Origin of the sequence: Sulfurospirillum diekertiae, from assembly GCF_011769985.2 — a bacterium.
Classification (GTDB): Bacteria; Campylobacterota; Campylobacteria; order Campylobacterales; family Sulfurospirillaceae; genus Sulfurospirillum; species Sulfurospirillum diekertiae.
This window is the reverse complement of sequence record NZ_CP039734.2, coordinates 649,582-662,000: the sequence shown is the minus strand read 5'-3', so window position 1 is coordinate 662,000 and position 12,419 is coordinate 649,582. Positions and strand designations below refer to the sequence as shown.

9 protein-coding genes are annotated in these 12,419 nt (G+C 38.9%); 5 read left to right on the top strand and 4 right to left on the bottom strand.

Features of this window, described 5'->3' with window-relative positions; translation table 11 throughout:
• Positions 1-176 precede the first annotated feature (176 nt).
• The 4 genes from FA584_RS03445 to nadB are packed head-to-tail and all read right to left on the bottom strand — an operon-like array spanning position 177 to position 5,165.
• Positions 177-803, bottom strand: a complete 627-nt coding sequence (locus FA584_RS03445; protein WP_096045987.1) for a uroporphyrinogen-III synthase — start codon at positions 801-803, stop codon at positions 177-179.
• 6 nt (positions 804-809) lie between these two features.
• A complete protein-coding gene (gene guaA / locus FA584_RS03440) occupies positions 810-2,345 on the bottom strand; it encodes a glutamine-hydrolyzing GMP synthase (RefSeq protein WP_096045986.1) in 1,536 nt (511 codons plus the stop codon).
• Positions 2,346-2,358: 13 nt separating this feature from the next.
• Complete coding sequence (gene nhaD / locus FA584_RS03435) at positions 2,359-3,708, bottom strand: sodium:proton antiporter NhaD (protein WP_096045985.1); 1,350 nt, start codon at positions 3,706-3,708, stop codon at positions 2,359-2,361.
• A complete protein-coding gene (nadB, locus tag FA584_RS03430) occupies positions 3,696-5,165 on the bottom strand; it encodes an L-aspartate oxidase (protein ID WP_096045984.1) in 1,470 nt (489 codons plus the stop codon). The genes nhaD and nadB overlap by 13 nt, the downstream gene beginning before the upstream one ends.
• A gap of 233 nt (positions 5,166-5,398) precedes the next feature.
• On the opposite strand from nadB, the gene FA584_RS03425 reads away from it, so the two are divergent.
• The 5 genes from FA584_RS03425 to FA584_RS03405 all read left to right on the top strand — a co-directional run bounded on the left by FA584_RS03425 (position 5,399) and on the right by FA584_RS03405 (position 12,414).
• Positions 5,399-5,737 (top strand): hypothetical protein, encoded by a 339-nt coding sequence (locus tag FA584_RS03425; RefSeq protein WP_226372237.1) that lies wholly within the window; start codon positions 5,399-5,401, stop codon positions 5,735-5,737.
• Positions 5,728-7,530: an excinuclease ABC subunit UvrC gene (uvrC, locus tag FA584_RS03420; protein WP_191342095.1), complete on the top strand. Its 1,803-nt coding sequence runs from the start codon at positions 5,728-5,730 to the stop codon at positions 7,528-7,530. The genes FA584_RS03425 and uvrC overlap by 10 nt, the downstream gene beginning before the upstream one ends.
• 61 nt (positions 7,531-7,591) lie before the next feature.
• Complete coding sequence (locus FA584_RS03415; protein WP_167750226.1) at positions 7,592-8,764, top strand: hypothetical protein; 1,173 nt, start codon at positions 7,592-7,594, stop codon at positions 8,762-8,764.
• Positions 8,761-9,159: an SEL1-like repeat protein gene (locus FA584_RS03410; RefSeq protein WP_167750225.1), complete on the top strand. Its 399-nt coding sequence runs from the start codon at positions 8,761-8,763 to the stop codon at positions 9,157-9,159. The genes FA584_RS03415 and FA584_RS03410 overlap by 4 nt, the downstream gene beginning before the upstream one ends.
• A gap of 15 nt (positions 9,160-9,174) precedes the next feature.
• Positions 9,175-12,414, top strand: coding sequence for an ATP-binding protein (locus FA584_RS03405; protein WP_167750224.1), 3,240 nt, complete (start codon positions 9,175-9,177; stop codon positions 12,412-12,414).
• The last annotated feature ends 5 nt before the right edge of the window (positions 12,415-12,419 follow it).

Genomic DNA, 12,419 nt, shown 5'->3' with positions numbered 1-12,419 from the left:
GACCTTTTCTTTAGGCTGCAATCTCTCACTTTTTACAAAGCTCAAACGAAACCACAGGCACACCAAAAATGTACGTATTCCCGTATACTAATTGTTGGACCCTCATGAAAACGGTTGTCGCTTCACCCAGGCGAGGCAAACTACTAAACTTCTTTAATTATAAAGGAATTTAGCTTCTAAAGAGCTTTTGCCAAGGCGACGCACGCCTCAATACTTTGAGAGGAAGAGACAATCTTTTTAACATGTGAAGGCAGAGCGGAAGCTGTTTTTTCACCAATAGCAATGGCGGTATAACTCTCATCCCAGTCAAAATTTTTCATAAAGCAGTGTACCGTAGAGGGTGAAGTAAAAATAAGTTTAGATTCTTTTAAAGGGGTAAAAGAAGAAGGATAATACTTACATTTTGTCTCATACACAATGCGTTGTTCTATGTCAATATGGTTTACATGTAAAATTTCAAACAGTGAAGAGGAAACCTCTTTCGCGCGGGGAAAGAAGACCTTTTGATTGGTTAAAAGAGGAGTGAGTATTTGGGCAAATGCGTCGCCATACGACTCTTTACATGTAAAGACTAAATTGCCGCCACACTTCTTTATAAACGAAGCTGTTCCTTCGCCGATGGCATAGGCTTTTTTATCTTTCCATGCTCTGCCATTTCGATCGAGCGCTTTAACACTATTTTTTGAGGTAAAAATGATGGCATCAAATCCTTCCAAATCAAGAGGCGTTGGATCAAACACAATCTCAAAAAGTGGGAGATGCACTACCCCTTCATACGCTTTATCGCTGAAGAGGTAGATCATCGTCTGTTATTCCCATTCAATCGTTGCAGGTGGTTTTGAGGAGATGTCATACACCACGCGGTTAATGCCAGCCACTTCATTGATAATACGTCGGCTGATATTTTCCAAAATCGTATGTGGGATGTGTGCGAAGGTTGCGGTCATACCGTCTGTTGCATCCACAATTCGGACACAGATGGTATTATCATACGTTCGATTATCACCCATGACGCCAACACTTTTCACATTTAAAAGAACCGTAAAGGCTTGCCACGTTTTGTCATAGTATCCAGATGAACGAAGCTCTTGAAGCATAATGACATCGGCTGCGCGTAAAAGCTTTAAATCCTCTTTCGTAACTTCCCCCATGATGCGAATAGCTAAACCCGGTCCTGGGAAAGGATGGCGAGAAAGCATATCTTTTGGAAGCCCTAATTCTGCTCCTAAAATACGTACCTCATCTTTAAAGATTTCACGAAGAGGCTCAATCAGTTCAAACGTCATCCAATCAGGCAAACCACCAACATTATGATGTGATTTGATCGTTTTGGAAGGGCCTTTGACCGATACAGATTCAATCACATCGGTATAAAGCGTACCTTGAGCTAAAAAATGAATTCCATCATGTTTTTTCGCCTCTTCATCAAACACTTCGATAAAGGTTTCGCCGATGATTTTACGTTTTTTTTCAGGATCACTCACACCCGCAAGTCTGCTTAAAAATTTCTCACTTGCATCAATCGTAATGAGGGGAACATTGCGACTTTTAAACATCGTTTCAACTTGTTCACGTTCGTGTGCTCGCAGCAGTCCATTGTCCACGAACACGGAAACAAGTTGATCGCCAATCGCTTCAGCTAAAAGGGTTGCCACCACAGAGCTATCAACGCCACCACTGACACCGCATAAGACTTTTTTAGAACCAACCTTTTCACGAATCTTCGCAATTTGCTCTTTCGCAAATGAGCCCATATTCCAAGTACTTTCGCAGCCACAAATGTATTTTGCAAAGTTCTTTAAAAGCTTACTACCTTGTTCTGAATGAAAAACTTCTGGGTGAAATTGAAAGGCATACATATTGCGTTTTTCATCGGCAATAGCCGCATACGGTGAGTTTTCGCTGTACCCAATTTTCTCAAATCCCACTGGTAATGCTTCCACTTTATCGCCATGGCTCATCCAAACAATTTGTCCACATGGTGTGTCTTTAAAAATTTTATGGTCACTCTCAAATTGCAGTTTTGCCTTACCATACTCTTGATGCGTCGCAGGAATAACACTTCCACCAAAATGTTGCGTTAAAAGTTGCATTCCATAACAAATACCAAGAAGAGGCAAACCAAGTGCGTAAACAGCAGGATCAGGATGATACGAGTCTTTCGCATATACAGACGCAGGACCACCACTTAAAATAATACCTTTTGGGTTACGTTTTTGAATATCTTCAATCTTCTCATTGTAAGGCACGATCTCACAGTAAACACCGCTCTCACGGAGCTTACGTGCAATCAACTGAGTGTATTGTGAACCAAAATCTAAGACTAAGATGGGGACTTCTTTCATTTATTTCCTTCTATTAAAATATGCCAATAATTTCAAACTGAATATACCAAATCACCAGCGAGAGAACATAGCCAGCAAACACGGTCCATGCGTATTTCATATGCGTTCCAAAGGTATAAATACCTCTAAGTTTTCCCATAACACCCACGCCTGCAGCAGAACCAAAGCTAATCAAACTCCCACCAATACCTGCGGTCATTGTTACCAATAACCATTGATCGTCGTTCATCGTAGGATTGGCTTTTAACACGGCACTCATCACCGGGACATTATCGACGATAGCCGATAAAAAGCCTACGCCAATGTTAACCGTGGTTGCACCTGCACTATCATACAATTTTGCAGCTAAATCTAAGAAACCTAAAAAATGAAGCCCTCCAACCGCAGCTAAAATACCAAAGAAAAAGAACAGTGTATCGTATTCAATTTTACTGATGGATTGAAAAATACTGATAAATTCATTGCTTCTACGTTTAAGCTGATAGGTGTAGAGCTTAAGTAAAGAGAGTCCAAAAACCATACCCCACATCGGTGGTATATGGAAAAGTTGTTGACATAAAACGGCACAGATAATGGTAATAACACCTAAAGCAATCACCACTTTTCCACCTTTTAAGATCACAACCCTTTGTTCAACACTGGCGTCAAAATGGGGCTTTGTCTTGGGAACAGATAAGGAGAGTAACCAACCCGTGAGCAACCACCCTAAAAAGGCGGCAAGGAAAAGTCCAAAAAATTCAACAAACGTAGCTTTACCTGCCATCCATGTCATTAACGTAGTGATGTCACCAAAAGGGCTCCAAGCGCCACCAGCATTGGCACCTACAACAATGTTAATCGCACCTGGGACTAAAAAGAGTTTATCCTCTTTTTCGATTGTGATCAGAACTGTGGAGAGAATTAAGGCCGTAGTGAGGTTATCTGCAACAGGACTAATAAAAAACGCTAAGCTTCCTGTTAACCAAAATAGTTTTTTATACGAATAGCCTTTTGAAACTAAATTATATTTCAGCGCATCAAAAACACGTCGTTCAATCATCGTTTCAATGTAGGTCATTGCTACCATTAAGAAGAAAAAGATCTCTGCGATCTCTAAAATAAGAGCATCAAGTTCATGCGTTAAAGGTGTATTATCCATCCCATTTACGGCAAAATAAATACCAATGAGAATAAAAATGAATGTTCCCATAAACAAAGCAGGTTTTGATTTATTGATATGAAATTTTTCCTCAGCGGCTACGACATAATACCCCACAACGAAGAGGATTAATGAGACGATTCCAACCCAAGTATTAGTAAGATTTTGACCACTTGACGCCCAAATGGTATTAACTAAAACAAATAGCGCTACTAAGATTCGCATAGGTCATTCCCTTGTTGTAAATAGTGTGCACCCAGTGATTCTTTTCGATTAAGCGCACTGGTAATAATTTCAAGTGACACTAAAAGTCGAAGTCTCAGCAGTTTTCCAATGGATAATGCTAACATCTCTTCCACTCTCTTTTTTGCTTTTTCCAAATTTTTTGGTTCTCGCAGGATGCCTGCATAATACCACATCAAATGGCGTAACTCATTTTTAAGCACCTTGTCATTTTCGTGTATCAGCACTTCTTCAACTTCGCTAAACGTACGCTGTACCTTTGGTTCGAAGATACTCTGTTTGATCTCCTCTGCCACACGAGCGGAGAACACTAATCCTTCAAGCAATGAGTTACTTGCAAGTCTGTTTGCTCCATGCACACCGGTATTTGCGCACTCGCCAACGGCATAAAGATCTTTTACATGTAAAACGTTTCCTCGCAAATCCGTTTTAATGCCACCCATGGAGTAGTGAAAGGCTGGAGAGATAGGAATTCGCTGTTCAGGTACGTTGTAGCCAATATTGGTCATATTAAAATAGATACTCGGAAAACGCTGTGCAAAATGCTCTTTGGTAAAGGCACTTAAGTCTAAATAGACCTCTTTACCCGTTTTTTGTTTATAGCGAAAAATGGCACGACTCACCACATCGCGGGGTGCAAGTTCGCCTCGTGGATCATAATCAAACACAAACCGTCTCCCATCTTCATCCACCACCATGGCGCCCTCGCCTCTGAGCGACTCGCTTAAAAGCTGTTTACGAACGCTGTTGCCAAGCACAAAAGCGGTAGGGTGAAACTGCATCATTTCCATATCTGCAAGTGCAATGCCATGACTCAAACAAATGCCTTGCATATCGGCACTAATCGTTCGCGCATTGGTGTGATACTCGTAAAGAGACCCTACTCCACCACTGGCAATAATGACTTTTTTAGCATAAAGATTAAAAATTTTATCGGCATGAAAAACACGTGCACCATAACAGACACCCTCATCAATCAATAGGTCAGTGACTTGCGTGTTATAAAGAATAGGAAAAGGAAGTTGTTGCATTAAAAAAAGGTGAATGTAGCGCCCTGTGGCGTCACCACCTGCGTGTAAAATGCGGTTGGTGCTGTGTGCTGCTTCTTTGGTGTAGAGAAGATTTCCATCTTCATCTTTGTCAAAATGAAATCCCATATTGATTAAACGTTTGATCGCAATCGGCCCTTCAGAACAGAGCACATTAACCGCCTCTGGGTCACAATGTCCTGCCCCAGCGCCGAGTGTATCTTTTACATGTAAAGGTATGTCAGCCGTATCTTTGGCAACGGCGACACCACCTTGTGCGTAAAAGGTATTGCATTCCCATGCGTAATCTTTAGAGACAATAAGCACACTCAGTGAGCGTGGTAGTGCAAGTGCCGTACTTAAACCCGCAATGCCTGTACCAATAATTAAAACATCATACGACGTTTTCATTTGACGGTTGTGCGTATATTTTTAGGATAGGTCGTTGTGTTACTGTCTTTGTAAATAGGAGGACCCTTGAAACCACAACCAAAAAGAGCAAAGCCCAAACATGCTATAATGAGAACATGAAAGATTCTAAAAGTATAATTTCTCATCTCGTACAACAACCTTCTATGAAGAAATATGAGCAGGTGCGTTGTTATGACAGATTGCTCAGTTTATTACCCAAAAGCTTCACAAGCATGATACGCTTTGTGTACACCAAAAACGATACGCTCTTTTTTGTACTCAATCATCCTTGTGCCAAAATGGAATTTAATTATAAACGTAATTTAATAAAGAGTCTATTAAAAGAGGTTCATGCACATTTTCCAGAGTGTGCTTGTTTACATGTAAACGAGGTTCAAGCCTTTGTCACGAATCAAAAAAACGAAGAAGAGGCGTTGATTGCCTCTGCTAATTCAGAAATTTTCTATGCGGAACAAGCCACGGGAGCCTTTGAAACGCTGTGTGAGGATGAAAAACTGCGCGCACTTTTTGAAGCGATTAAAGAGACCATTACAAAAAATCGATCATGCTAGCCCAAAAACTTAAAAACGCTCCGCACAATGCGGGAATTTACCAATATTTTAACGCGCAAGGCATGCTATTATATGTGGGCAAGGCCAAAAGCATTAAAAATCGTGTGAAGAGCTATTTTCGCTTTTCGGGTGAACTGAGTGCTGCGCCTAATCTCTCACCGCGCATCGCCAAGATGATTAGTGAAGTCGAAAATGTCGAATACATCGTCGTGCAAAGCGAACACGACGCACTCATTTTGGAAAACTCGCTGATCAAACAGCTCAAACCCAAGTACAACATTTTATTGCGCGACGATAAAACCTACCCGTACATCGCCATCAATCTTGCTGAGCCGTTCCCCCGTTTTGAGATCACACGTAAAATTGTCAACGATAAGCATATGAAGTATTTTGGTCCCCTTTCAGGTTCAGCCAAGGCACTTTTAGATGCGCTTTATTTAGCTTTTCCACTGGTGCAAAAGAAGGGCTGTTTGAAAGGCAAAAAAGCCTGTTTGTTTCACCAGATTCACCGCTGTTTAGCACCGTGTGAACAAAAGATAGACACCAAAGTGTACACCAAAATTGTCCAAGAAGCCTTGGAAGCTTTAAGCGATCAAAAAAAGCTCGTTACCCTTTTACATGTAAAGATGGAAGAGGCTTCGATGAAGCTCAATTTTGAAGAGGCGGCGAAGCTTCGTGACATCATCAATTCCATTAAAGACGCTTTACATGTAACGCATGTAGAACTCTCAAAACTGGAAGATTACGATGTTTTTGCCGTTGAGATCATGGAAAAAACAGCAGTCATTATGCGTCTGTTTATTCGTGGTGGCAAAATCGTCTCGACATCGCACACACTCATGCACAATGCGTACGGTTTTGAAAAAGAGGAGCTGTATCAACGCGCACTCTTTGAGTTTTATAACCCGATGAATCAAACCTTTGCCAAGCAAATTCTCATCGCAGAATCCTTTAACGAACACGAAGATATGAGTCAATTTTTAAGTGAAAAATTTGGGCGAAAGATCACCATTAGCGTCCCACAACGCGGTGAAAAACTGCATTTAATCTCTATGGCGCAAGAGAATGCCAAAACAATTTTAATTCAACACAGCACCAAAAACAATAATTCTCTCACAGAACAGATGCAAGTGCTATTTGATTTTACAGCCCTTCCCAAACGCATTGAAATTTTTGACAACTCCCATCTTGGAGGCAAATCCCCCGTCGGAGGCATGGTCGTTTGGGATGAAGGGTTTGACAAGGCTAGTTACCGCCGTTACGAACTTCACCACAGCGATGAGTATGCACAAATGCGAGAAATGTTAGAGCGTCGTATTAATGATTTTTCCAAAGAATCTGCTCCCGATCTTTGGGTACTCGATGGAGGTGAAACCATTTTAAAACTGGCGAAAAGTCTGCTCTTGCAAAAAGGGGTACAGGTCGATTTACTTGCGATCGCCAAAGAAAAACGCGATGCCAAAGCAAACCGTGCCAAAGGAAGTGCGCACGATCTTCTTTACAACCAAAACCAGTCATTTGAACTGCCTCCTAGCGATAAGCGCTTACAGTTTATCCAACGTCTTCGAGATGAAGCACACCGCTTTGCTATCACTTATCATCAAAAGAAAAAACGAGGGCGTGATATGAGTTTAGAACTTCAAACCATTGAAGGCGTAGGTGCCGCAACGATTAAGAAATTACTCCTCTACTTTGGAACCTTTGAAGCCATCTATAATGCGAGTCAAGAAGAACTAGAGGTCACCGTAGGTAAGAAGCTTGGCGCTAATCTATTTCAGGGCTTAAAAAAGTAGGTTAGTTTTAAGTATAAGTGAGTTAAAATGGAATTTTCAACGTTCACTCAAGGATCGTCATTTGATACTTTACGATAAAAGTGGTCTATTTCTAGGAATGGGAACCCAAGAGTTGTATCTGTTAGGATACGAAGACATGGAAGAGTTTCGTAATTATCACAATGATTTTGCCGACCTCTTTGTGAACAAACCTGGCTTTATCTTTAAGTTCAAAAACTTCTCATGGATTGATTATGCTCAGCATAGCGGTACACCCAATAAACGCGTTTTGATCAAAACCAAAAATGGTAAAGAAATTGAAACATCACTAACTATTAATGAAATATACCTCCAAAAAGAGATTAACGGCTCATTTCTTTTCTACAGTGTGGAACTGAACAACGCCCCATTTAAACATGATCTACCTCTTTCAACAAACAAATCTCCAGCTTCTGCACCTATGGTCGAACAAGAATTAACTCCTAGCTTCATTCCGCATGAAGAAACTTTTGTTGAAGATGCCCCACCATCCTTGTCATCTGATATTAACTTTGATACCCCGTTATCTTTATCTACTACAGAACGAGAAGATGATTTTATAGCACCTACCCTCAAACCTTTAGAAGAGACGTTTGATGAACCTAAAGAAGAGAGTGATTTGAAAATTGGTTCATCGCTTCCTTTCCCAGAAGATTCATTTGATTTTAAACTTAAATTTGACGATCATATTTTAGAAGAACCCAAAAGTGATGAGAAACAAAACGAAGACACATCTTTTGAATATCACTCGATCGACCAAATTAAAATCAATGATCTTGATTTTGTAGCACCCATTGAAAATTATCCCGATGACAAAGAAGAAAATCTCCGTGAAGATACAACACTCTTTGTTGAAGAGCTCAGAAAAGCACCAGCACCGCTACTCGTAGAAGATGAAGAGTTTGATCTTGCACAGTGTGCGGAAGAACTAGGACTTGATATTAGCACGTTAGCACAAATCCTTGAAGAGTATATCAATGCCTTAAATATTGCAATGCCCCTTTTGTTGCAAGCCATTAATGACAATAACCGCAACAATGCAAAAGAAGAGATTACAAAACTCAAGAGCATTGCACTTCATTTACAAATAGCCTCACTTTCCAATCAATTTGAGCATCTAGAGACCAGTTTAGAGTTTGATACCAAAGAGGAAATTCTCCAGACATTAAAAAACCTTCAAGATTCGGTTGCTCGTTTTAAGGAGAATGTTTTATGAATAAACTGATTTTGAGCCTTTTTTTACTTCTATCTTTCGCATGGGCAGATAGCTTTCGAGATGCAATGATGGAATATAAAAATGGTAATTTTGTACATGCTAAAGAGCTGTTTGAACTCTCTATTAAAAAAGAGAATTCAGTGCAAGGATACTTTTACCTTGGGAAAATGTATCTTTACGGAGAAGGCGTTGAAGCCAACCCAGCACTTGCTATTCCCTACTTAGAACAAGCGGTGATGAAAGGCAATATTAAAGCAAAATGTTACCTTGCGGAAGCCTATCTTAAAAATAAAGTCAAACATGATGAGGCTGTTTCTCTCCTCAACCAAGGGGCAAAAGATAGCGTTACATGTAAAGACATTGCTTCTACTTACAATATACTACTAAACAGTTAATAAAGGACTCCGACCATGAAATTAACGACTCAGCATACTTTAAAGCTTATCAGTCAATATCCTCTGATTATTCTTTTTATTTTTTCCAGTTACTTTCTCTTCTTATCATATAAGCAATTTGATACAACGTTAACACTGAAAAACAAAATAGAAAGTACCCGGGTTTTAAGCACACTCTCTATTGAGCTTGCAAAAGAGAGGGGACTGAGCGCTTCTTATATTTCAAGTCAAGGAAGTATTGCAAAAGAATCTCTTCAAGAACAACGCGTAGCGGTTACAAAAGCCATTACGGAATTTCATAACTTTTATCAAACCCATGAAGTAACGCCAAATATTAAAAACACTATTCTTTACATTAACAAGATTGGTGATATGCGTCAAGCAGTCGATAAATTCTCGATTGACTTTAATAAAATGTTCTTTGATTACTATAGTCAGATTAATACATTTCTCTTAAAAGAGCTTGAAACACTGGGAGCTATCAATTCAAACTCTAATATTTCAAACCTTACGTATTCTTTGGTTTCTGCCTACAAAAACATCGAATATTTAGGACAAGAGAGAGGTTTCGTTTCTAAAATCCTCAGTCAATATGTCCCTTTTAGCCCTAAGGACCTTGAAATTTGGATTAGTATTTTTGGTGTTTCAAATATTTTTGACCATACTACTATTAATGACCAAGCAACACGTACACAGATTGAAACACTTTATAAACTCCCAGAGAATATTAAACTTGACGAGGAAATCACTCAAGTCAAGGCTGAACTTATTACAGCTGCGCAAAGTGGCGAGTACTTAATCGACCCTACGCTCTGGTTTGGTCTCTTAACAAAGAAAATTGATATTCTTGACAAATCTGCTCAAATTATTAAAGCTTCTCTTAACGTAGAAGAAAAAAACTATGATACTCAAAACATGGGTCAATTGATTGGTGCAGGGCTTACATGGATTATCTCCATCGTTTTGATGTTCCTAGGACTTGGACTTTCAGGACAATTTAGAAAGAATGTTCAAGGCCTTGAAAATATCTTTACACGTGTTGAAGAACTTGCCGAAACAAAAGAAAAAGTTGACTTTAACACGGCGGAAGGTATGAACGTCGCTTATGGTATTATCGATCGAGCGATTGAAAACATTGCCAAAGAGAAGAAAAATGCGGAAGAAGCCAGTGCCGCAAAAAGTATCTTCTTAGCCAATATGTCTCATGAAATTAGAACACCTCTTAATGGTATTATTGGATTTACAGAACTTTTGAAAAATTCTGATCTCGATGAAGAAAAACGTGAATTTGTAGATGTTATTGAAAAAAGTTCTGAAAACCTTTTAGCCATTATTAATAATATTCTTGATCTTTCTAAAGTAGAAAGCAATAAAATCGAAATCGACGAAATTCTCTTCTCCCCTATTGACGAATTTGAGAATGCAGTTGAAGTGTATGGACCGAAGGCTGCTGAAAAGAATATTCAACTTTCATTGTATATTGACCCTAGCTTACACAACTACCTTAAAAGTGATGCCGTTAAGATCAAAGAAGTTCTCATCAATCTTATGAGTAATGCTGTTAAATTTACTCCAAACAATGGTCAAATCACTGTAGAAATCAAACGTGTCGATAATGCACCCCTTGATAAAGCTCGCGTACTCTTCAGTGTACAAGATTCAGGTATTGGTATTAACAAAGATAAAATTGAAGGTATTTTTGACGCCTTTAACCAGGCTGATTCTACGATTACACGTAAATTTGGAGGTACAGGACTGGGTCTAACCATCTCATCAAAATATATTGCTCTGATGGGTGGTCGTTTAGAAGTGGAAAGTGATGAAGGTAAAGGTAGCCGCTTCTTCTTTGTATTAGACCTTGTAGAATCCAGCTCAAGTGGTACCGACTATAAAGATCATTTCAATGACTTTAATTGCGCCATCTATTCACCTCTCAATAGTAATAAAGCACATACTGAGTTTATGTACGATTACTTTACTTATTTTGGAGCACATGCAAAATACTATACAGATTTTCCTGCACTTAAAAACCTTATTTTTAAAGCAGGAAGCAATATCATCGTCGCTGATTATAACAATCTTACCAAGGAAGAACTTGAAGAGTATAAAAAGATCAAGTTACCTATTATCCTGATCTTCAAATCTTCTCAACAAGTCAAGTACAATGAGTTTAATACGAAATACATTACACCTATTTATGAGCCAATCAACGTATCAAAACTTGTTAGAGCACTGGAATCCAAACGCGAATTTTTACCGGTAAAAGAAGATCGTATTGAACCACAACCATTGCCAAAAGTTACTTTTGGCAAGAAATTTAAAGCGAATGTGCTTGTTGCCGAAGATAATGAGATCAATCAAAAATTAATTCGAAGAACATTAGAAGATTTAGGCCTTAATATTACGATTGTACCTAATGGTCTTCAAGCAGTAGAACGTCGCCGTAATGATAACTTTGATATGATCTTCATGGATATTGCGATGCCCGTTATGGATGGCATTGAAGCAACGCATAAAATTCTCGAGTATGAAGAGCAAAACCATCTCCCCCATATTCCTATTGTTGCTATTACGGCTAATGCGCTCAAAGGTGATCGTGAGCGTTTTATGAAAGAAGGATTGGACGAGTATATAACAAAACCAATCAAAAAAGACAGTATTATTAGTATTCTTAACCTCTTTATTCAAGATAAAATAGATTTTACGGCGCAAGAGGAAGCTCCTTCGGTAGACGTTAAACAATCGACAGTAAAACAACAGCCTGAGGAGATACATGTGCCTCTTCAATCGGAAGAAATGCTACATGTTGAACCAAACTTATCTACAAGCATTGAAGAGATTCAAAATCCTCTTATTGAAGAGAAGAGTAATGAATCAATCGTTCCAACGATCGAGATCAAAGATGTGCTTGTTTTGAAGAAAAGCCCTATTGAAACGAAAATATTTACAAGCGTGTTAAGTAAAATGTGTGAATACGTTGAATCAGCTACTTCCTACAATGATTTTAAACAAAAAATTGGATCAAAACACTACAAAGTTATTCTTTTTGATAAAGAGATGCTTCTGGATGATGTAGAAATATTTTCAACATGGATTCAGTCAACTGAAAAAGAGCACAATGCAGGTAAAATCAATACGATTATGTTTATTGATCCAAAAGATAAAAATCAAGATACCACCGTTGCCTTTGATGCTATTTTACCAAATCAAATTAGCAAAAAAGACCTTGAGACACTTATCCATAAGTTTATTTAAAAGGC